Annotated in this window: 23 protein-coding genes; all 23 read right to left on the bottom strand. The window is 61.3% G+C overall.

Annotation, left to right across the window (positions count from 1 at the left end; genetic code table 11):
* Positions 1-24: 24 nt before the first annotated feature.
* The 23 genes from motD to fliJ all read right to left on the bottom strand — a co-directional run bounded on the left by motD (position 25) and on the right by fliJ (position 21,638).
* Complete coding sequence (motD, locus tag ACF8C6_RS06625; protein ID WP_392498546.1) at positions 25-906, bottom strand: flagellar motor protein MotD; 882 nt, start codon at positions 904-906, stop codon at positions 25-27.
* Between the two features lie 4 nt (positions 907-910).
* Complete coding sequence (locus ACF8C6_RS06620; protein WP_277688798.1) at positions 911-1,651, bottom strand: flagellar motor protein; 741 nt, start codon at positions 1,649-1,651, stop codon at positions 911-913.
* Positions 1,651-2,760, bottom strand: a complete 1,110-nt coding sequence (locus ACF8C6_RS06615) for a chemotaxis response regulator protein-glutamate methylesterase (RefSeq protein WP_392498545.1) — start codon at positions 2,758-2,760, stop codon at positions 1,651-1,653. Before ACF8C6_RS06615 ends, ACF8C6_RS06620 begins: the two co-directional genes overlap by 1 nt.
* A 40-nt stretch (positions 2,761-2,800) precedes the next feature.
* Entirely contained in the window at positions 2,801-5,002 is a 2,202-nt protein-coding gene (locus ACF8C6_RS06610) for a chemotaxis protein CheA (RefSeq protein WP_392498544.1), read from the bottom strand.
* Positions 5,003-5,031: 29 nt separating this feature from the next.
* Positions 5,032-5,820 carry a protein phosphatase CheZ gene (locus ACF8C6_RS06605; protein ID WP_392498543.1) on the bottom strand — a complete coding sequence of 263 codons (789 nt, stop codon included), beginning with the start codon at positions 5,818-5,820 and terminating at the stop codon, positions 5,032-5,034.
* Between the two features lie 19 nt (positions 5,821-5,839).
* The gene (locus ACF8C6_RS06600; RefSeq protein ID WP_178091816.1) at positions 5,840-6,214 is read right to left on the bottom strand and encodes a chemotaxis response regulator CheY; all 375 of its coding nucleotides are present in this window, start codon (positions 6,212-6,214) and stop codon (positions 5,840-5,842) included.
* An 80-nt stretch (positions 6,215-6,294) separates the two neighbouring features.
* Positions 6,295-7,038 (bottom strand): RNA polymerase sigma factor FliA, encoded by a 744-nt coding sequence (fliA, locus tag ACF8C6_RS06595; RefSeq protein WP_277688802.1) that lies wholly within the window; start codon positions 7,036-7,038, stop codon positions 6,295-6,297.
* Entirely contained in the window at positions 7,035-7,868 is an 834-nt protein-coding gene (gene fleN / locus ACF8C6_RS06590; RefSeq protein ID WP_277688803.1) for a flagellar synthesis regulator FleN, read from the bottom strand. Before fleN ends, fliA begins: the two co-directional genes overlap by 4 nt.
* Positions 7,869-7,964: 96 nt before the next feature.
* The gene (flhF, locus tag ACF8C6_RS06585; RefSeq protein WP_392498542.1) at positions 7,965-9,287 is read right to left on the bottom strand and encodes a flagellar biosynthesis protein FlhF; all 1,323 of its coding nucleotides are present in this window, start codon (positions 9,285-9,287) and stop codon (positions 7,965-7,967) included.
* A 12-nt stretch (positions 9,288-9,299) separates the two neighbouring features.
* The gene (flhA, locus tag ACF8C6_RS06580; protein WP_392498541.1) at positions 9,300-11,429 is read right to left on the bottom strand and encodes a flagellar biosynthesis protein FlhA; all 2,130 of its coding nucleotides are present in this window, start codon (positions 11,427-11,429) and stop codon (positions 9,300-9,302) included.
* A gap of 188 nt (positions 11,430-11,617) precedes the next feature.
* Positions 11,618-12,754 carry a flagellar biosynthesis protein FlhB gene (gene flhB / locus ACF8C6_RS06575; protein ID WP_277688806.1) on the bottom strand — a complete coding sequence of 379 codons (1,137 nt, stop codon included), beginning with the start codon at positions 12,752-12,754 and terminating at the stop codon, positions 11,618-11,620.
* 12 nt (positions 12,755-12,766) lie between these two features.
* Positions 12,767-13,543: a flagellar biosynthetic protein FliR gene (fliR, locus tag ACF8C6_RS06570; protein ID WP_392498540.1), complete on the bottom strand. Its 777-nt coding sequence runs from the start codon at positions 13,541-13,543 to the stop codon at positions 12,767-12,769.
* Positions 13,543-13,812: a flagellar biosynthesis protein FliQ gene (fliQ, locus tag ACF8C6_RS06565; RefSeq protein ID WP_277688808.1), complete on the bottom strand. Its 270-nt coding sequence runs from the start codon at positions 13,810-13,812 to the stop codon at positions 13,543-13,545. Before fliQ ends, fliR begins: the two co-directional genes overlap by 1 nt.
* A gap of 11 nt (positions 13,813-13,823) precedes the next feature.
* Positions 13,824-14,609, bottom strand: a complete 786-nt coding sequence (gene fliP, locus ACF8C6_RS06560) for a flagellar type III secretion system pore protein FliP (protein WP_392498539.1) — start codon at positions 14,607-14,609, stop codon at positions 13,824-13,826.
* A complete protein-coding gene (gene fliO / locus ACF8C6_RS06555) occupies positions 14,609-15,043 on the bottom strand; it encodes a flagellar biosynthetic protein FliO (RefSeq protein ID WP_392498538.1) in 435 nt (144 codons plus the stop codon). The genes fliP and fliO overlap by 1 nt, the downstream gene beginning before the upstream one ends.
* Before the next feature lie 4 nt (positions 15,044-15,047).
* Positions 15,048-15,524: a flagellar motor switch protein FliN gene (gene fliN, locus ACF8C6_RS06550; RefSeq protein ID WP_277688811.1), complete on the bottom strand. Its 477-nt coding sequence runs from the start codon at positions 15,522-15,524 to the stop codon at positions 15,048-15,050.
* Positions 15,525-15,596: 72 nt separating this feature from the next.
* Positions 15,597-16,568, bottom strand: a complete 972-nt coding sequence (gene fliM, locus ACF8C6_RS06545; RefSeq protein WP_277688812.1) for a flagellar motor switch protein FliM — start codon at positions 16,566-16,568, stop codon at positions 15,597-15,599.
* 12 nt (positions 16,569-16,580) lie between these two features.
* Positions 16,581-17,117 (bottom strand): flagellar basal body-associated protein FliL, encoded by a 537-nt coding sequence (gene fliL, locus ACF8C6_RS06540; protein WP_277688813.1) that lies wholly within the window; start codon positions 17,115-17,117, stop codon positions 16,581-16,583.
* A gap of 204 nt (positions 17,118-17,321) precedes the next feature.
* Positions 17,322-18,602, bottom strand: a complete 1,281-nt coding sequence (locus ACF8C6_RS06535; RefSeq protein WP_392498537.1) for a flagellar hook-length control protein FliK — start codon at positions 18,600-18,602, stop codon at positions 17,322-17,324.
* Positions 18,603-18,692: 90 nt separating this feature from the next.
* Complete coding sequence (locus tag ACF8C6_RS06530) at positions 18,693-19,043, bottom strand: Hpt domain-containing protein (protein WP_277688815.1); 351 nt, start codon at positions 19,041-19,043, stop codon at positions 18,693-18,695.
* 29 nt (positions 19,044-19,072) lie between these two features.
* Positions 19,073-20,767: a SpoIIE family protein phosphatase gene (locus tag ACF8C6_RS06525; RefSeq protein WP_392498536.1), complete on the bottom strand. Its 1,695-nt coding sequence runs from the start codon at positions 20,765-20,767 to the stop codon at positions 19,073-19,075.
* Positions 20,768-20,772: 5 nt separating this feature from the next.
* On the bottom strand, positions 20,773-21,078 hold the full coding sequence (locus ACF8C6_RS06520) for an STAS domain-containing protein (protein ID WP_277688817.1): 306 nt from the start codon (positions 21,076-21,078) through the stop codon (positions 20,773-20,775).
* 110 nt (positions 21,079-21,188) lie between these two features.
* Positions 21,189-21,638, bottom strand: a complete 450-nt coding sequence (gene fliJ, locus ACF8C6_RS06515) for a flagellar export protein FliJ (protein WP_392498535.1) — start codon at positions 21,636-21,638, stop codon at positions 21,189-21,191.
* Between the last annotated feature and the right edge of the window lie 2 nt (positions 21,639-21,640).

The raw sequence follows: 21,640 nt of genomic DNA, 5'->3' as shown, positions 1-21,640 counted from the left end.
CCCAACCGAGAATGGGATGGTGCCTCATGGTGAAGGCGTCGAATTATTGGCACCACCAGTCGGAGGTGTCACTACAGAGGAGGTCGGTGCAGATTGCGTGCCAGCGCGCTGCAGCGCGGCATCCGGCCGGGCATTGCCCGCCCCCACACCACTGATGCTACGTCGCACATCCAGGTTGCGCGAGATCACCAGTACGACCCGTCGATTGCGCGCCCTGCCCTCGGCAGTCGCATTGTCCGCCACCGGCTGAAATTCGCCATACCCGACAGCCGCCAGACGTCCTTCTCTGACGCCATCCATTGCCAACATGCGTACGATGCTCGCGGCCCGCGCCGCCGACAGTTCCCAGTTGCTAGGAAACTGCGTCGTATTGATCGGCAGATTGTCGGTAAAACCCTCTACATGCACAGGGTTTTCATAAGGCGCAAGGATCTTGGCTACCTTCTCGATCAGGATAAAGGCCATCTCGTTGGGGATAGCGTCGCCGCTGGGGAACAGCAGGCTCGAATTCAGCTCGATCTCCACCCACAACTCATTGCCGCGCACGGTCAGCTGCTCGGCGGCTATGAGATCGCCAAAGGCATCGCGCATGCTCGCGGCAATCTCTTGCAACGGGTCGCTCGGCTCCGCACTGCTACTGCTATTGGGGGTGTCCTCGATCATCGAGCGGTCCGGCTCGGTGGTACGCGGCCGCTCATCGCCAATAGGTATGGGTTTTATCGCTCGCTCAGGTTCACTGAACACGCCTACCAGGCTTTCCGAGAGCACTTTGTACTTGCCCTCGTTAATTGAGGAGATCGAATACATCACCACGAAGAAAGCGAAAAGCAGGGTGATGAAGTCCGCGTAGGAAACCAACCAACGCTCGTGATTCTCATGCTCTTCGTGATGACGGCGCCGAGGCATGAGGTCAATCCATGAAGCCTTGCAGCTTCAGCTCGATGGAGCGCGGGTTCTCACCCTCGGCGATGGAAAGAATGCCCTCCAGCAGCATTTCTCGGTAACGCGACTGACGCATGGCGATAGCCTTGAGCTTGTTGCCCACCGGTAGCAAGAGGAGGTTGGCAAAAGCCACGCCGTAAATGGTCGCGACGAAGGCCACAGCAATACCGCTGCCCAACTTGCTAGGGTCAGCCAGGTTACCCATTACGTGAATCAGCCCCATCACCGCGCCGATGATACCGATGGTCGGCGCATAACCGCCCATGCTCTCGTAGACCTTGGCCGCCTGGATATCCCGCGCCTCCTGGGTGTAAAGATCGACCTCGAGGATGCTGCGAATAGCCTCCGGCTCGGTGCCGTCAACCAGCAGCTGCAGGCCTTTGCGCGCATAGGGGTCGGGCTCTGCATCGGCCACGGGCTCCAGCCCGAGCAGCCCCTCCTTGCGCGCACTCATGCTCCAGCCGACCACGCGGTTGATACCGCCGGCCAGATCGATATGTGGAGGGAAAAGGATCCAGCGCAGAATCGCCAGCGAGCGCTTGAACACATTCATGGGCGCCTGGAGAAAAGCAGCCCCCAGGGTGCCGCCAATGACAATCAGCGCCGCCGGCCCATTGAGCAAGGCGCCCGCGTGGCCGCCCTCCAGGTAGTTGCCACCAATGATGGCGACAAATGCCAGGATCACGCCAATGAGGCTGAGTACATCCATCAGACGCAGACCTCGGCCAGATGCCGGCCAATATCGTCCAGGCTATACACCGCATCGGCCAGGTTGGCCTTCACCACCGCCATCGGCATGCCATAGATCACACAACTGGCCTCATCCTGCGCCCAGACCTGAGCCCCACCCTGCTTGAGCAGGCGCGCGCCCTCGCGACCATCGGCACCCATGCCGGTCAGCACGACCGCCAATACCTTGTCGCCGAACGACTTGGCAGCCGAGCCGAAGGTGATATCGACACAGGGTTTGTAATTCAGGCGCTCATCTCCCGGCAGAATGCGCACCGCACCGCGGGGGTCGACCATCATCTGTTTGCCTCCCGGCGCCAGCAAAGCCAAGCCGGGACGCAGCACATCACCGTCTTCAGCTTCCTTGACGGAAATGCGGCACAGCTTATCCAGGCGCTCGGCGAAGGCCTTGGTAAAGGCAGCTGGCATGTGCTGGATCAGCAGGATGGGCGCTGGAAAATTGGCCGGCAGCTGAGTCAGCACCCGCTGCAGCGCTACCGGTCCACCGGTAGAGGTACCGATAGCGACCAGCCGGTAGGCTTTACGTTTTGGGGCCGCACTACTGCCAGTCGGAACGGCAGGGGCAGTGCCGGTACGGGTAGTGGGCACCGGCGACGCAGGGCTTGCCGGGCGCGCTGCTGCCGAGGCTGGCGCGGCCGCAGGCGACGGACTGAAGGTGCTGAAGCGGCGATTGCTGCGTGCGATGGTATGCACCTTCTCGCACAGCATGGCTTTGACCTTCTCCGGATTGCGCGAGATGTCCTCGAAATTCTTCGGCAGGTAGTCCACCGCGCCGGCATCCAGCGCATCGAGGGTGACGCGAGCACCCTCGTGGGTCAGCGAGGAGAACATCAGTACCGGCGTCGGACAACGCTGCATGATGTTTCGCACCGCAGTGATGCCGTCCATCATCGGCATCTCGTAATCCATGGTGATCACGTCAGGCTTGAGCGCCAGCGCCTGATCGATGGCTTCGCGGCCGTTGGTGGCGGTACCGACCACCTTGATTTCAGGGTCGGCGGAAAGAATTTCCGAGACCCGGCGGCGGAAGAAGCCGGAGTCATCCACCACCAGGACTTTGACTGCCATAAACACTCCAGAGCGACCGGCCCAGCCGGTCGGAATTCGGTCAGAGGCGACGCGCGTAGCGCTTGAGCATACTGGGCACGTCGAGGATGAGGGCGATGCGACCGTCACCGGTGATGGTCGCGCCGGACATTCCGGGCGTACCCTGCAGCATCTTGCCGAGCGGCTTAATTACCACCTCTTCCTGCCCTACCAGTTGATCGACGACAAAACCGATGCGCTGGCTACCAACCGTGAGGATCACCACATGCCCCTCACGCTGCTCCTCATTGGAAGCACCACTGACCAGCCAACGCTTGAGGTAGAACAGCGGCAGCGCCTTGTCGCGCACGATGACCACTTCCTGGCCATCGACCACATTGGTGCGCGACAGATCCAAATGGAAGATCTCGTTGACGTTGACCAGCGGGAAGGCGAAGGCCTGAGTACCCAGCATCACCATCAGCGTCGGCATGATCGCCAAGGTCAGCGGCACCTTGATGATGATCTTCGAGCCCTGGCCCTTAACCGAATGCACGTTGATGATGCCGTTGAGCTGGGAGATCTTGGTTTTCACCACATCCATGCCGACGCCACGGCCGGACACATCGGAAATTTCGGTCTTGGTCGAGAAGCCGGGAGCGAAGATCAGGTTGTAGCACTCGCTCTCGCTCAGGCGATCCGCGGCGTCCTTGTCCAGCAGCCCCTTCTCCACCGCTTTGGCACGGAGGATTTCCGGGTCCATACCCTTACCGTCATCGGAAATCGACAGCAGGATGTGGTCGCCCTCCTGCTCAGCGGATAGAACCACCTTACCACCACGGGCCTTGCCTGCCGCTTCGCGCTCGTCCGGCCCTTCAATACCGTGATCGACGGCGTTACGCACCAAGTGCACCAGCGGATCGGCCAGGGCCTCGACCAGGTTTTTGTCGAGGTCGGTCTCTTCGCCGATCAGTTCCAGGTTGATCTCTTTCTTCAGATTGCGTGCCAGGTCGCGAACCAGGCGCGGGAAGCGACCGAATACCTTCTTGATTGGCTGCATGCGGGTCTTCATCACTGAAGTCTGCAAATCCGCAGTAACCACATCGAGATTGGACACGGCCTTGGCCATGGCCTCGTCACCACTGTTCAGGCCAAGGCGCACCAGGCGGTTACGCACCAGCACCAGTTCGCCGACCATATTCATGATCTCGTCCAGGCGCGCGGTGTCGACCCGCACTGTGGTTTCCGCTTCGCTGGCTGCAGGCGCGGCAGCAGCAGGAGCCGGTGCAGTCGACTTGGCAGGCTCCGCCTTGGCAACAGGCTTGGCTGTCGCGGCAGGCTTGGCTGGCTCGACCTTCTTGGCCGGAACGGCTGCCGAAGGTTTGGCCGCAGGCGCAGGAGCAGCTACTGGAGCCTGGGCAGGCTCTGGCGCGGAGAACTTGCCCTTGCCGTGCAACTCGTCGAGCAGGGATTCGAATTCATCATCGGTGATGTTGTCGCCAGCACCAGAGGCCGGCGCAACGGGCGCGCTGACAGCAGGCGCAGCAGCAGCCGGCTCGGAAAACTTGCCTTTGCCATGCAGCTGATCGAGTAGCGCCTCAAACTCATCATCAGTGATCTCGTCACCACCTGCAGCGGCAGGGGCTGTCGCTACAGGAGTTTCCGCGACAGGCTCAGCAAACTTGCCTTTGCCATGCAGCTGGTCGAGTAATGCCTCGAACTCGTCGTCAGTGATTTCATCGCTCGCAGCAGCGGTCGGGGTGCTCTCGGCGGCAGGCTGTTCACCAATGGCATCGAGCAGTTGCTCGAATTCACTGTCAGTAATGTCGCTGCCCTCTGCCTCAGCCTCCACCTCAGGCTCCGCTTCGGGCTCGACACTCTGCTCCTCAGCGCTCTCAGGCTCAGCCAGCCGCGACAGGGCCGCCAGCAGTTCTGGAGATGCAGGCGTTGGCTCAGTACGCTCACGCACCTGACTGAACATCTCGTTTACCGCATCCAGCGCCTGCAGCACCACATCCATCAGCTCCGCATTTACGCGGCGCTCGCCCTTGCGCAGGATGTCGAAGACGTTCTCCGCGATATGGCAGCACTCGACCAGCTCGTTGAGCTGGAGAAATCCGGCGCCACCTTTGACGGTGTGAAAGCCGCGGAAGATCGCATTGAGCAGATCCATGTCATCCGGGCGGCTCTCCAGCTCGACCAGCTGTTCGGACAGTTGCTCAAGAATTTCGCCGGCCTCTACCAGGAAGTCCTGGAGGATTTCTTCATCGGCGTCGAAGCTCATCGGTGCGCTCCAAAGGCTCTGTTAGAGCCCTAAAAACCAAGGCTGGATAGCAGATCGTCAACATCGTCCTGACTGGAGGCGACGTCTTCACGCTTATCGGCATGAATCTGCGGACCTTCACCCTTGGAAGGCTCTTTTTGTTGTTCTTGCTCGGCACGCAGCTGCTGATGGTCATGCTGGATGCCGGCGAAACGATCAACGTGGCTGGCCATCAGAACCAGTTTGAGCAGGTTGCTCTCGACCTCGGTCACCAGCTGCGTCACGCGCTTGATCACCTGCCCGGTCAGATCCTGATAGTCCTGCGCCAACAGAATATCGTTGAGCTGGCCCGACAGCTTCTGGCTGTCGCGCTCGCTACGGGCGAGGAACAGCTCGATGCGCTTGGCTAGATCACGGAAGGCATCGGCGCCCATTTCCCGGCGCATGAACTTGCCCCAGTCGGCGGACAGATCTCTGGCCTCGTCGCCGAGATCGTTGACCAGCGGTGCACTCTGTTCGACCAGATCCATCGTGCGATTGGCCGCCTTCTCCGTCATCTGCACGACATAGGACAACCGTTCAGTGGCATCGGTGATCTGCGAGATCTCCTTGGCCTCCGGCATGCGTGGGTCGATCTGGAAGTTGACTATTGCGTTGTGCAACTCGCGGGTGAGCTTGCCGACCTCTTGGTACAGACCATGATCGCGCGCTTTGTTGAGCTCATGGATCAGCTGCACCGCCTCGCCGAACCGGCCCTTTTCCAGGCTTTCGACGAGCTGAGTGGCATGGACTTTCAGGGTCGACTCGAGTTCGCCCAGAGAGGAATCATCGTTTGCCATAGCGCCCTCGCGGCGAACATCAGCCGTTAACTCGTTCGAAGATCTTCTCGATCTTCTCCTTCAGTACCTGGGCCGTGAACGGCTTGACCACATAGCCGTTTACACCGGCCTGGGCCGCTTCGATGATCTGGTCGCGCTTGGCTTCGGCGGTCACCATCAGCACCGGCAGGGTTTTCAGGCGTTCATCCGCACGCACAGCGCGCAGCAGATCGATCCCAGTCATACCGGGCATGTTCCAGTCGGTCACCAGGAAGTCGAAACTGCCACTTTGCAGCATCGGCAGAGCCGTTACGCCATCGTCAGCTTCGGCGGTGTTGGTGAACCCCAGATCGCGCAGGAGGTTCTTGATGATCCGTCGCATCGTCGAAAAATCATCAACGATGAGGATTTTCATGTTCTTGTCCAAGTCAGACCTCCGTACAGTCCTAAACGCCTGCGTATCCGCAGGCGCGGCAAATCATGGAATCGGTGGATTCAGTTGGCACGCCACTCGCCAAGCCGAGCCCGCAGACGTGCGGCGCACTGGCTATGCAACTGGCTGACCCGGGATTCGCTGACCCCCAGTACCTCACCGATTTCCTTCAAGTTCAGTTCTTCATCGTAATAAAGCGCCAGGACCAGACGCTCTCGCTCCGGCAGGTTGGCAATGGCATCGGCCAAGGCCGCCTGAAAGCGTTCGTCTTCCAGACCGTGCAGAGGCCCACCGTGGCTGCTGGCATCTTCGTGCAGACCACCGTGCTCGCCGTCCTGAACAAGGTCGTCGAAGCTGAACAGGCGGCTGCCCAAAGTGTCGCCAAGAATGCCGTAGTAATCCTCGAGACTCAATTGGAGTTCGGCCGCAACTTCTTGATCTTTAGCGTCTCTTCCCGTTCGAGCCTCAATTACCCGGATGGCGTCGCTGACCATACGGGTATTGCGGTGTACGGAACGAGGTGCCCAGTCGCCCTTGCGCACCTCGTCAAGCATGGCGCCGCGGATGCGAATGCCGGCATAGGTTTCGAAGCTGGCACCTTTGCCGCCATCGTATTTTTTCGACGCTTCCAGCAGACCGATCATGCCGGCCTGGATCAGGTCATCCACCTGCACACTGGCTGGCAAGCGTGCCAAGAGGTGGTATGCGATTCGCTTGACCAGAGGCGCATAGCGCTCGATCAGCTGATGTTGAGAGTCCTGGGCCTGCGCCTTGTTGTACATGCGAAGTCCACTGGCTGCTGTCATACAGTCGTCCCCGCGATCGGCTGCTGCACCAGACGCTCGACGAAAAACTCCAGATGGCCGCGCGGATTGGCCGGTAGTGGCCAGGTGTCGACTTTCTGGGCGATCGCTTTGAACGCCAGTGCGCATTTCGAGCGCGGGAAGGCTTCATATACCGCGCGCTGTTTCTGCACGGCTTTGCGGACGGACTCGTCGTAGGGAACGGCGCCTACGTACTGCAAAGCCACATCGAGGAAACGGTCGGTTACTTTGGTCAGCTTAGCAAAGAGATTGCGACCTTCCTGCGGGCTGTGAGCCATATTGGCCAGCACGCGGAAACGGTTCATGCCGAAGTCGCGGTTGAGCAGCTTGATCAGGGCATAGGCGTCGGTAATCGACGTCGGTTCGTCGCACACCACCACCAACACTTCCTGAGCGGCGCGCACGAAACTGACCACACCATCGCCAATACCGGCCGCGGTATCAATCACCAGCACATCGAGGTTGTCGCTGATATCGCTGAAGGCCTGAATCAAACCGGCGTGCTGCACAGGCGACAACTGCACCATGCTCTGGGTGCCGGAAGCGGCGGGCACGATACGGATGCCACCGGGCCCCTGGAGCAGCACGTCCTTGAGATCGCACTCACCGTTGATGACGTCGGCCAGGGTGCGCTTCGGGGTCAGGCCGAGCAGCACATCGACGTTGGCCAGGCCCAGGTCGGCGTCCATCAGCATGACCCGGCGCCCGAGGTCAGCCAGGGCCAGCGACAGATTCACCGACACGTTGGTCTTGCCGACGCCGCCCTTGCCGCCAGTTACCGCGATCACCTGTACGGGATGCATACTACCCATGTTCTTCTCTTACCTTGTCTTGCCGGTCTGGGCTGGTCGGGCAACTACACCGACCCTTTCCTACACACTAGAACGCCTTGAGCGCTATCGCCTGCCCTATCCCACGCGCCGCTCTGGGTGGTGGTAAAGGCCGGCGAACATATCCGCCATGACTTCCTCGCTCGGATCTTCCGCAGTTTGCAGGCTAACGGCACGACTCACCAGCTGGTGACTACGCGGCACCTGCAGATCATCCGGAATTTTCGGCCCATCAGCCAGATAGGCTACCGGTAGATGCTGGCTGATAGCCAGCCCCAATACTTCGCCGAGGCTGGCCGCCTCGTCTACCTTGCTCAGGATGCAGCCGGCCAGGCCACAGCGCTTGTAGCTGTGGTAAGCCGCCTTGAGCACCTGTGCCTGGCTGGTCGCAGCCAGCACCAAATAGCTCTTCGCCTGCACGCCACGGGCCGCCAGGCTTTCCAGCTGCAGGCGCAGGGCCGGATCATTGCCGGGCAGGCCTGCGGTATCAACCAGCACCACACGCTTGCGGGACAGGGGAGCCAGGGCCTGAGACAGCGACTGGCCAGGCTCGACCTGAGTCACCGGCACATTGAGGATGCGGCCAAGAGTCTTGATCTGCTCCTGGGCGCCAATGCGGAAGCTGTCCATGCTGACCAGGGCAATGCTCTGCGGGCCGTATTTCAACACATAACGTGCAGCCAGCTTGGCCAGGGTCGTGGTCTTGCCCATGCCGGCTGGGCCGACAAGCGCAATCACCCCGCCCTCTTCCAGCGGCTCCACTTTCGGGGTTTTGACCGCATGGGCCAGGTGTGCCAGCAGCATGCGCCAGGCCTGGCGCGGTTCGGCAACATTGGCCACCCGCTCCAGCAGGCTCTTCGACAGATCCGCCGGCAGCCCCATACGCTGCAGGCGACGCCACAGGTTGGCCTGCTGCGGCTTGCGATTCTGCATCTGCCCCCAGGCGATGGAGCCCAACTGCACTTCGATCAGTTCACGCAAGCCATGTAGCTCGAAGCGCATTGCATCCAACGCGCGCTGGTCGACTGCGGCGCTGCTCGGCGCGGCCGGCGACTGCGCCGTTGCCGGACGTTGCGCCTTGACTGCAGTGGCCGGCAGCTCGGGAGCAATCAACGATTCGTTGGCGAACAGCTGGCGATCCTTTCGCTCATCAGCAACCGCACGGGTGGCCAGTTCGGCCTGGGCATGGGCGATCTTCGCCTGAGTCTTGCGCAGCTCGGCTTCCAGCTCCGGGTTGGGCTGGCGGGCAGGTACCACCGGCTGGTAGTCCAGTGCAGCGGTCAGCTCCACACCACCGGCCACACGGCGGTTGCCGATGATCGAGGCATCGGCGCCCAGTTCATCGCGCACCAGTTTCATGGCGGTACGCATATCGGCTGCGAAGAAGCGTTTGACTTGCATGGCTTAGCGCCCTCAGTTCTGGCCGACCGTCGCGACGATCGTGACCTGCTTGTTGTCCGGTATTTCCTGGTAAGCCAGTACATGCATGCTCGGCACCGCGAGGCGCGCAAAACGCGACATCATCGCTCGGACCGGGCCGGCCACCAGCAGAATCACCGGTTTGCCGAGCATTTCCTGACGCTGCGCCGCTTCCACCAGGGAACGCTGCAGCTTCTCGGCCATGCCGGGTTCGAGGAGGATGCCGTCCTCGGAGCCCTGACCGGCCTTCTGCAAGCTATTGAGCAATAACTGTTCCAACCTGGGTTCCAAGGTGATCACAGGCAGCTCCGCCTCTAGTCCCACAATGCTTTGCACGATGGCGCGCGACAGTGCGACGCGCACCGCGGCCACCATGGCGGCGGGATCTTGACTCTTTCCGGCCACGTTGGAGATGGCCTCGGCGATGCTGCGGATATCGCGCACCGGCACCTGTTCCTGCAGCAGGGTCTGCAACACCTTGAGCAGCGTGGACAGCGAGATCATGCCCGGCACCAGCTCCTCGGCCAGCTTGGGTGAACTCTTGGCCAGCAATTGCAGCAGCTGCTGGACTTCCTCGTGACCGAGCAGCTCATGCGCGTGCTTGTGCAAGACCTGGTTGAGGTGCGTAGCCACCACGGTACTGGCGTCCACCACGGTATAACCCAGGGACTGAGCCTGATCACGCTGGCTAGGATCGATCCAGACCGCCTCCAGGCCGAACGCCGGATCCTTGGCGGCAATGCCGTTGAGCGTGCCGAATACCTGGCCAGGATTGATCGCCAGTTCACGCTCCGGATACACCTCGGCCTCGGCTACGCTGACGCCCATCAGAGTCAGGCGATAGGCATTGGGCAGCAGATCCAGGTTGTCGCGGATATGCACCGAGGGCATCAGGAAGCCCATCTCTTGGGACAGCTTCTTGCGCACACCCTTGATCCGCGCCAGCAACTGGCCACCCTGATTGCGGTCGACCAACGGGATCAGCCGATAGCCTACCTCCAGACCGACCATGTCCACGGGCGGCACGTCATCCCAACCCAGCTCCTTGACCTCCTGCGCCTTCTGCGCCGGCAGCAGTTCCTGCTGGCGCTGTACTTCACGCACCTCGGCTTCCTTGGTCTTGCGCTGCTTGTGCGCAATCCAGTAGGCCGCGCCGGCAGCCGCCAGGCCCAGGCTGATGAAGGAGAAATGCGGCATGCCCGGCACCAGCCCCATGGCGATCATGATGGCGGCAGCCACGGCCAAGGCCCGCGGCGAGGCAAACATCTGCCGCCCCACCTGCTGGCCCATGTCCTCGGAGGTTGAGACACGAGTCACCATGATGGCGGCAGCAGTCGACAGCAGCAACGAGGGAATTTGCGCCACCAGGCCGTCACCGATGGTCAGCAGGGTGTAAATTCGCCCGGCCTCGGAAAACGCCAGATCGTGCTGTGCCACGCCGATGGCGATACCGCCGATCAGGTTGATGAACAGAATCAGCAGGCCGGCGATTGCATCGCCGCGAACGAACTTTGAAGCACCGTCCATGGAGCCGTAGAAATCGGCCTCCTGTGCCACTTCGCTACGCCGCTTCTTGGCCTCTGCCTGATCGATCAGGCCGGCGTTTAGATCAGCGTCGATGGCCATCTGCTTGCCCGGCATGGCATCCAGGGTGAAGCGTGCGCTCACCTCGGAAATCCGCCCCGCGCCCTTGGTGACCACCACGAAGTTGATGATCATCAGGATGGCGAACACCACGATACCGACCACGTAGTTGCCGCCGATCACCACCTCGCCGAACGCCTGGATCACCTTGCCCGCGGCATCGTGGCCATCCTGACCATTGAGCAGTACCACGCGCGTGGAGGCGACGTTAAGCGCCAGACGCAGCAAGGTGGCGGCCAGCAGAACCGTGGGGAACACGGCGAAGTCCAGCGGGCGCAGGGCGTAGATCGCCACCAGCAGAACGACGATGGACAAGGCAATGCTGAAGGTGAACAGCACGTCGAGCAGGAACGGCGGGATCGGCAGCATGACCATGGCCAGCATGACCAGCAGCAGCAACGGAATACCCAGATTGCCCTGGCGCAGGCCCGCCAGATTGCTGCGTACATCTCCGATGATTTGCGCCCGATCTACTGCCACGTCCCTACCCCAGCCGATTCAATCTTTTGACGCGAAGCTGCGCCCTAACGGGGTAATGGCAAGAAGCGTTCCAGAACGCCCAGAACAGACTGACAACCTCCAGATCGGGGTGCGCTACGACGATGCCCAGCGCTTCATGCGAGTCAAATTTGCTGCAATACGGAGTCCGCTATGCGGTTGTAGCCGCGCTATTCGTCACGGCGCAGATCTGCGGGAATCGGCAGGTCCGGCAGTGGCCCCGGACGCTTGCCCTTGCCGGCACGGAACTGCTTGAGCTGATAGACGTAGGCCAGCACCTGAGCCACGGCCAGGTAGAGGCCGGCAGGAATCTCCTGATCCACCTCGGTGGAGTAGTACACCGCCCGCGCCAGCCCCGGCGACTCCAGCAGTGTCACTTGATGCTCCTGGGCGATTTCGCGAATTTTCAGTGCCAGGAAGTCGCCACCCTTGGCTAGCAGCACAGGCGCATTGCCCTTGGCCGGGTCGTACTTGAGCGCCACTGCGAAGTGCGTCGGGTTGGTGATCACCACGTCGGCTTCAGGCACCTGCTGCATCATTCGCCGCTCGGCCATCTGCCGCTGCAACTGGCGAATCTTCGACTTAACCTCGGGCTTGCCCTCACTGTCCTTGTACTCGTCGCGCACTTCCTGCTTGGTCATCATCAGCTTCTGCTTGGTATCCCAGAGCTGAAACGGCACATCCACCGCGGCGATCAGGATCAAGCCGCACGCCAGCCACAACAGACTCCAACCCGTCACCCACATGGCGTGCAGAATGGCCGATTCGACCGGCTCGTTGGCGATAGCCATCAGGTCGTCCTGATCGGACTTGAGCACCAGCAGCGCCACCATGAGGATGATCACAAACTTGGCCAGCGCCTTGAGCAACTCCACCAGAGCATGGGCTGAAAACATGCGCTTGAGCCCCTGCAGCGGGTTCATGCGACTGAACTTGGGCAGCAATGCCTCACCCGAGAACAGCCAGCCGCCCAGGGCAATCGGGCCGATGATGGAAGCAATCAGCAACACGATGAGGAAGGGCTGCAGCGCCAGCAATGCATGCATGCCACTGCCCAACAATTGCCGGGCCATGGCGCCCTCGTCCTGCAGCACCTCGCGCGGTAGAGAGAAATTGCCGCGCATCAAGCCCAGCATGGCGTCGCCCATGTACGCCCCGAAGATCAGCAGCGCAGCGGCCCCGGCGAAGGTCACCGCCAGGGTGTTGAGCTCCTTGGAACGGGCGATCTGCCCTTTCTTACGCGCCTCTTCCAGGCGCTTACTAGTGGGTTCCTCACTCTTGTCGGCGCCGCTTTCGCTCTCAGCCATCGTTCGGCCTCCTCAGCGAACGCGCGCGAGTTCGCGCAGTTGTTGCAAGGCCTCGCTGGTGAACACCTGAAAGTGCGCGAGGAAGTCGGAAAGGCCCAGCCAGAAGATCACCAGCCCCAATACCAGCGTCAGCGGAAAACCAATGGAGAAGATGTTCAGCTGCGGCGCCGCACGGGTCATCACGCCGAAGGCCAGGTTGATGATCAGCAGCGCCGTGATCACCGGTAATGCCAGCAGCAGACCCGCAGCAATCACCCAAGCCAGCTTACCGGCCAACTCCCAATAGTGCTCCACCAGCAGCCCGCCTCCGACCGGCAGAGTCACAAAGCTTTCAGCCAGCACCTCGAACACCACCAGATGACCGTTCATGGCCAGAAACAGCAAGGTCACCAGCATCAGCAGGAACTGCCCGAGCACCGGCACGGACACGCCGTTGCTAGGGTCGACCATGGACGCAAAACCCAGCCCCATCTGCATGGCGATGATTTGCCCCGCCACTGCGAACAGATGAAAGTAGAGCTGCAGTAGAAAGCCGAACATCACTCCGATCAGCACCTGTTCGGCGATCAGCAGCATGGACGGCAGGCTGACCGAGTCCAGCTGCGGCATGGGCGGCAGCGTGGGCACCAGCACCACACAAATGGCCAGCGCCAGATACAGTCGCACCCGCGCAGGTACCAACTGGGTGCCAATCACCGGCATGACCATGAGCATGGCGGCGATACGGAACAGCGGCAGGAGGAACTGGCCTACCCAGCCGCCGATCTGTGCATTGGTCAGCTCCAGCATCAGCCGATCAACAACGGAATGTTCTGCACAAGCGTTTGGGTGTACTCCATCAGCTCGCGCACCAGCCATGGGCCGGCCCAGATCAGGGTGAGCAGCATGACCAACAGGCGCGGAATAAAACTCAGCGTCTGTTCGTTGATCTGCGTGGCGGCCTGAAACATGGCGACCAACAGGCCAACCAGAAGGCTCGGCAACACCGTGAGGCCAACGATCAGTGCCGTCAGCCAGAGCGCTTCGCGAAACAGGTCAACAGCAACTTCCGGAGTCATCTTGGCGGCTCCTATATCGTCCCGAAACTGCCGGCCAGCGTGCCCATGATCAGGGCCCAGCCATCGACCAGAACGAACAGCATGATCTTGAACGGCAGGGAAATGATCAGCGGCGACAGCATCATCATACCCATGGCCATAAGGATGCTGGCCACCACCATGTCGATGATCAGGAACGGGATGAAGATCATGAAGCCTATCTGGAACGCGGTCTTCAGCTCGGAAGTGACGAACGCCGGAATCAGGATGGTCAGCGGCGCCGCCTCAGGACTCTGGATGTCGGTACGCTTGGACAGGCGCACGAACAGCTCCAGATCGGAGGCGCGGGTCTGCGCCAGCATGAACGTCTTGATCGGCCCCTCGGCGCGGCTGATAGCTTCCTGCGCCGGTAGCTGCTCGTTCAGATAAGGCTGCAGGGCATCCTGGTTAATCTTGTCGAACACCGGCGCCATGATGAATAGCGTCAAAAACAAGGCAAGGCCGATCAGGATCTGGTTCGACGGTGTCTGCTGCAGCCCCAGGGCCTGACGCAGAATGGAGAACACGATGATGATCCGGGTGAAGCTGGTCATCAGCATGACGAACGCCGGGATGAAGCTCAGCGCCGTCATGATCAGCAGAATCTGCAGGCTGACCGAGTACTCCTGCTGCCCTTCCGCGTTGGTGCTCAGGGTGATGGCAGGAATCGACAGAGGATTGCTGCCCTGCTGAATCAGAGCATTGCCCGTCGGCGGGTCAGCCGCAAAAGCCAGCGAGGCACCCAGACCAAGAACCAGCACCAACAACACACGCAGCATCAGGATTTATCCTTCTGGTCCTTGCCGAGCAACTCCATCAGGCGCTGGGCGAATTCAGGCGTGGCCGGCTCAGCATCCGCCAGGCTCACAGGCTCCCTGAGCACATGCAGCGGCGTGATGCGCCCAGCGCTGATACCCAGCAGAATCTGTTCGCCGCCAACCTGTACCAGCAACAGACGGTCACGCGGCCCCAGTGCCTGGCTGGCCACCAGCTTGATCGCCTGATTGCCACGCGGGCCGATCTGCTGAACCCGGCGCAGTAACCAAGCCAACGCAAAAATCAGCGCCACCACCACCAGCAGGCCGAGCATCAACTGCACCAGCTGACTGCCGACATCCGTGCTCGCCAAGGGCGTGGTCGCCTGTGGCACCGACGGCTCTGCGGCCAGCAGGCTCAAAGGCGCCAGAAACAGCACCGGCAACAATCGCTTCATGGTTTCAGCGCAGCTTCTTGATACGTTCGCTGGGACTGATCACGTCGGTCAGGCGGATGCCGAACTTCTCGTTGACCACCACTACCTCGCCATGGGCAATCAACGTGCCGTTGACCAGCACGTCGAGCGGCTCACCCGCCAGACGATCAAGCTCCACGACCGAGCCCTGGTTGAGCTGCAACAGGTTGCGAATGCTGATCTCGGTACTGCCCACTTCCATGGAGATGGATACCGGAATGTCGAGGATCACATCCAGGTTCGGGCCGTCCAGGCTCACCGGGCCATTACCGGGCTTGGGTGCGGCACCAAACTCTTCCATTTCCATGCGCGGCGCGGCCGGGGCAGCCGGTGCCCCCTGATTCATCAACGCATCGATATCATCCTGCCCGGCGGCATCGTCACCAGCTTCGGCCAGGGCAGCCGCCCACTCGTCTGCCAGGGCCTGTTCTTCTGGGCTGGTGCCTTCGTTTTCGTCTGCCATCACTCTACCTCGGCTGGCTGTCAGCATGCAGATCAGACAGTCTGGCCCGCCTGATCGTATGTATTCCCACGGTTAGCGCATGCGCTCCACGGGTTCGAGAATCTGCAGGGCCAGGTTGCCCTTGTGCGCCCCCAGTTTGACCTTGAAGGCCGGCACGCCATTGGCACGCATGATCATCTGTTCAGGTAATTCGACGGGAATCACATCGCCGGGCTGCATGTGCAGGATGTCGCGCAACTTGAGCTCACGGCGTGCCAGCGTGGCGCCGAGCGGCACATTGACGTCAAGGATGTCTTCGCGCAGGGCCTTGATCCAGCGCTCATCCTGATCGTCCACATCGGACTGGAAGCCGGCATCGAGCATTTCGCGGATCGGCTCGATCATCGAATAGGGCATGGTCACGTGCAGGTCGCCGCCGCCACCATCCAGCTCGATATGGAAGGTGGACACCACCACCACCTCGCTGGGGCTGACGATATTGGCCAGGGCCGGGTTCACTTCCGAGTTGATGTACTCGAAGTTGACGTCCATCACCGCGTGCCAGGCCTCCTTGAGGTCAACGAAAGCCTGGTCGATGACCATGCGCACTACGCGTAGCTCGGTCGGGGTGAACTCGCGCCCTTCGATCTTGGCGTGACGACCATCGCCACCGAAGAAGTTGTCGACCAGCTTGAACACCAGCTTGGCATCGAGAATGAACAGCGCCGTGCCGCGCAACGGCTTCATCTTTACCAGATTGAGACTGGTCGGTACGTACAGCGAGTGCACGTACTCACCGAACTTCATCACCTGCACGCCACCGACCGCCACATCAGCCGAGCGGCGCAGCAGGTTGAACATGCTGATGCGGGTGTAGCGGGCGAAGCGCTCGTTGATCATCTCCAGGGTCGGCATGCGCCCACGGACGATGCGGTCCTGGCTGGTCAGGTCATAGCTTTTGACACTACCGGGATCGGCGTCGTCGTCGGTTTCGACCAGACCATCGTCGACGCCATGCAGCAGCGCATCGATCTCATCCTGTGACAGCAGGTCTTGTACGGCCATGGTGTCTCCTGCCTACTGCAGCACGATATTGGTGAACAGCACCTGTTCGACCACGGTTTTACCAGTTTCCTTCTGCGCCAGTTCTTGCACGGCCGTAGTGGCCTGCTGGCGCAGCAGTTCCTTGCCAACCGGCGTCATCAAGGCCTCGAAGTCCTGACCGGAAAACAGCATGACCAGGCGGTTGCGCAGCAGCGGCATATGCACTTTTAGCGCCTCGAGATCGGCCTCGCTACGCGCCATCAGGGCGACGCTGACCTGCATGTAGCGCTGACGCCCCTGCTGCTTGAAGTTGACGACGAACGCCGGAGCAATGCTCTCGTAGATGGCTGGCTGCTTGACCGGCGCAGCCTCCTCGGCGTGCTCCTCAGCCTCAGGCTTTTCTTCGGAACCCTTGTCCTTGCCCAGAAAGAACAGCGTCGCGCCGATCGAAATACCGACCGCCAGCAACAAGCCCACCACAATCAGGATGATGAGTTTGAGCTTGCCCTTGCCAGGCTTATCGCCGGCCCCGTCCGCAGCAGCAGGGTTGGGAGCTTGTTTCTTTGCCATGCCAAAAATCCGTCACCAAACAGTATTTTTTCTTCCGTCAAGGGCTTAGGAGCAAGTGTTATGCCACCTTGTAAACAAGGTAGTCGCTTCCGAGGCACCCGACACAGGCAGCCCATATACCAAGGCAATGACCGCCTGTCACCCGAAAACGACAACGCCCGGTGATTGGCGCCACCGGGCGTTGTGCAGTTTGAGCGAAGAAAATCAGGCGTAGTAGTCAACCAGCCCTCGCGGAGCCGTGGCCGAGGGGCTGCGTATCTCGCTTGCGCCCACACTCACCTCGTCACTGCCAGCCTCCGCCAATCCACGTCCGCCGGACTGTCGCCGCCCCTCCTCCGCTTCTCCGCGGGAATTGTGCGCCATGGATTGGTCGGACACATTGACGTCGACCTGATTCATGCCCTGCTGGGCGAGCATCTCACGCAAACGGTGAGCCTGCCCTTCCAGCTGATCACGCACATGGGCGTTAGGGCTGACAAAGGTGACCTGCGCGGCCTGGTCCTTGTTCAGCTCAATACGCACCTCCAGACGCCCCAGCTCGGCCGGATCGAGCTGGATCTCGGCCGATTTGAGGTTCTGACTGGAAAGCCACATCACCCGGTCGACCACGCCCTCACTCATGCCGGCATGGGCTACCTGCAGCGGCTGACCCGGCACCAGAGGCAGGCGCTGGGCTGCCAAATTCTGCTGGCCGATGGCCTGACTGAGCGCGTTCAGCTTGCTGGCAAACACTTCCGCCCGCGCCTCGGACTTGCTCTCACGCACTTCCGGCAGGCTTTCCAGACCTTCGCCCAGCAGCTCAACCTCTAGCCCCTCGGTCTGCGGCTCATCACTGGGCTTGGCCTCACCACTGAGCGCTGCCAAGGCATTGGCAAAACCCGGCGTATTCGAACGCTCCGCTGCCACAGCGCCGGGGCTCAGTTTCTCTGCCGCCCTCTGCGCCTGCTCACCTACCTCCAGCGCCAGCTTGACCCCCGCCAGGCTGTTGAGCAGATCCAGCTCGGGGTCATGACTGGCTTCGGTCAGGATCGCAGGGGCAGCACTCGCCGCCGGGGCCGTCGCCAAAGACTCGGCCAGGGCGTCTGACGCAACGGCCGGCTCAGCCTCTAGCGGCGACGAACTATCGTCTGCAACCTGCTGGCCGCCCAACCCCATCAGCAGCAGTGGATCAATCGCCTCATCCGGCCCACCTGACTCATCGTCCGGCAAAGAATTGCCGCTATCGGCAACAGCCGGCTCCTCGGCTGCAGTGTCGGCAACCGCAGCGTCGCCCGGGCGAGCGTCTTCGGTCTTCTCCTGGCTGGCCTTGGCACTGGCCTCCCTGCGCTCGGCAGCCTTGACCTGGCGCTCCTTGGCATAGACCTCGGCAAAGCTGGAATCCCTGCTCTTACTGGGCTCCGGCTCATTGGCGGCGGGCTTAACGGGGGCTGCCTTGGGCCGCACTTCGGGTGCGGACTGAAGCAGGAAATCGGGTGCAACGGACATGGGTACTCTCCGTCAGGGGGGATCGTACCGAAGCTAGAGCAAGGGCCGGGCCAACTTGGCTGGAATCCATGAAAGGAGTGAAGACAGCCCCTAGCGATAACGCTGGCGCTCGGACTTGAGGAGGATGCGCACGATGGCAAACTCACGCTCGATCTGCTCGACCAGTTCAGGCGCCACCTCCAGACGCTCGCGACGGGCCTCATCCTCCAACTCCTTGCACAAGCCGGCCAGCAGGGGCGCCCCCATATTGCTGCTACTGCCCTTGAAACTATGGGCCGCCAGGCGCAAAGCCTGGGCATCTGCGGCGACCAGGGCCTCGTTGATGTTGCGCAGGCGCTCGTCGGAATCGAGCATAAAGGTATCCAGCAGTACGGGGTATTCCTCACCCATGACATCCTGCAGGGAGGCTAATACATGCTGATCGAGATGGGATTCAGACACCGGCTCACTCCGTGATCGGGGAGCGGCGATTATGCCTGAGCCGTCCAGCGAAACTCCACGCTGACGCCACGACCATCCGACGCCCAGCGGCACTCGTGGGCCAGCCGGTGGATCAGGCGCAGGCCTCGACCACTCAGGCAACCTGCCGTCGGCTGCAACGCCAGCATGCCCCCCACATCAAAGCCCGTGCCGCTGTCCTGGACATCGATACGCAGGCTGCCTCCCTCGACCGTCGGCAACAGTTCCAGCTCGAAGCGCACAAAACCGTCCCGCAACGCCTGCAGACGCTGGCTTCGCTCCTGGTAATAGCGCGCGAACCCCTCGGCATCAGCCTTTAGCCGCGAATCCAGCCCCAACACGCCATGCTCCAGGGCATTGGAAAAGAGCTCGGTCAACACGGTATAGAGCGCGCCAGCCTGGGGCCGCAGGCCCTGCACTTCCATCAGCAGCTGCAGCAGAAACGGCAGCGGGTTGAAGCGTTTGAGCGTTTCGGCACGGAACTCGAAGCTGGCCGACCAGTCCAGCGGACTGCTCTGCCCGCTGTCGGTGAAGATCAGCGGCGGACGCTGCAGGGCACCATCCTCCACCAGACTCAGTTCGATCATGCTGACATCGTCCTGGGCCTCACCGCGAAACGTTGCCAGAGAGCGTTTGACTTCATCGAACAGCATCTCGGCTGGCGCACCGCCATCCAGCACCTGCAGCAGACGATCCTCGCCAAACAACTGGCCGGCCGCATCACGGGTTTCCAACACGCCATCGGAGAGCAGGAAGATACGATCCCCTGGCTCCAGAGCATGCACTTCATATGACTCGTTGAAACTCCCTGCATCCAGCACACCCAGCGGTAAATGACGCGACACCAGAGGCACGCGCTCACCGCTGGCTATCCTCAACAAGTGGCCATCCGGCAGGCCACCATTCCACACCTCCACAATCCGTCGCTGGAAGCTCAGGTTGAGCATGGTCGCGCAGCAGAACACCCCTACCGGCAGAATACGTTTGAGCTTGGCATTCATCTCGCGCAGGATCTCTGGCAGCGAGAAACCTTTTGCGCTCATGCCATAGAACACCTCGGCCAGTGGCATCGCACCTATCGCCGCAGGCAGGCCATGACCGGTGAAATCCCCGAGCAGCACATGCATATCGCCGTTTGGCTTGAACGCGGCCAGCAATAAATCACCGTTGAACAGGGCAAAGGGCGACTGCAGGTAGCGAATGTTGGCCGCGCTCAGGCAGCCCGAGTGAGCCACCTTGTCGAACACCGCCTTGGCTACGCGTTGCTCGTTGACCAGATGCTCGTTGTGCTTGGCAATCAGATCGCGCTGGCGGCGCACCGTATCCTGCAGACGCCGCAGCCGATCCATGGCGCGGATCTTGGCGTCGAGGATGACCTGGTTGTAAGGCTTGGCCAGAAAGTCATCGCCCACTTCCAGGCAGCGTACCAACGCTTCACTCTCGGTCAGGGAGGTGAGGAAGATGATCGGCACCAGCGTTTCGCCAGCCGCCGCCTTGATCCGACGGGCCGCCTCGAAGCCGTCCATCACCGGCATCATGGCATCCATCAGCACCAGCTGCGGGCGCTCCCGCTCGAACTGCTGCAGGGCCTCCAGGCCATTCTCTGCCGTGAGCACGCGATGCCCCTGACGCGTGACGATGGTGGATAACAGCAGGCGGTCTGCCGCGCTGTCCTCAGCGATCAGGATGGACAGGCGGCCCGGCATGGTCGTCAGCCGATCTGGAACAGTTGTTCGAAGTTGGAAATGGCGAGGATCTTGCGCACATCCGGGTTGCAGTTGATCAGGCTGATGCGCGCATGATCGCCACCGGCATGGTCACGCAACAGCAGGAGCATGCCCAGTGCAGAGCTGTCCAGATAAGTAGCGCCCTTGAGGTCTACTACATAGCGCTTGGGTGTGGCAGTCACCCGTTCGTAGGCATCGCGAAATTCCTGATGCACCGAAAAATCGAAGCGTCCCTGAATATGGATGGTCAGCTCCTGCCCGTCGCTCGATGGCAGCGCGGTGATAGCCATGTGGCACTCCTTGTATTTTTGTGCAGGGAAAGATGTAGCACCGACGGGTGGTAGCAGCAACCATCGCCTGCGGATGCAGTGCCGATGCGCGCGCAAAATGCCCACACAAGCTAGTACGGGTCACGCATGCCGGGGCGCTGTGCCAGTTCGTCCAGCAACTTCTGCTCACGCCTGTCCTCTGCGGCACGGGCCTCGTCGCGGTAGCGCTGCACCAGCTTGCGCAACCCCTCGACACGGGCATAGCGCTGCTGCCAGGTGGCCTTGGACTTTTCCAGATTCTGTCGATGCCAGGTGACAGTCTGCAGCTGCTGGCCGATGGCGGTTTCCAATTGACTGAGGAAGCGCTGGTAGTTCATCAGCCACTGACCGGAAACCCCCTTGCTACCCTCGGTGATCCACTGCTGCTGGTAGTCGCCGCGATAGCGCTCCAAGTCCCCCAGCTGAGCCTCGGCCTTGGCCAGCAGCCCTTGCATATGAGCCATTTGGCGTGCGGCCTCACGCTCGGCACGCTCGGCCATCTCGATGACGGGTGCCAGGCGCTGTGCACGGCTATCGGCCATCT

Source organism: Pseudomonas sp. zbq_18 (assembly GCF_043102245.1).
Classification (GTDB): Bacteria; Pseudomonadota; Gammaproteobacteria; order Pseudomonadales; family Pseudomonadaceae; genus Aquipseudomonas.
This window is presented reverse-complemented; position numbering and strand designations above follow the sequence as displayed.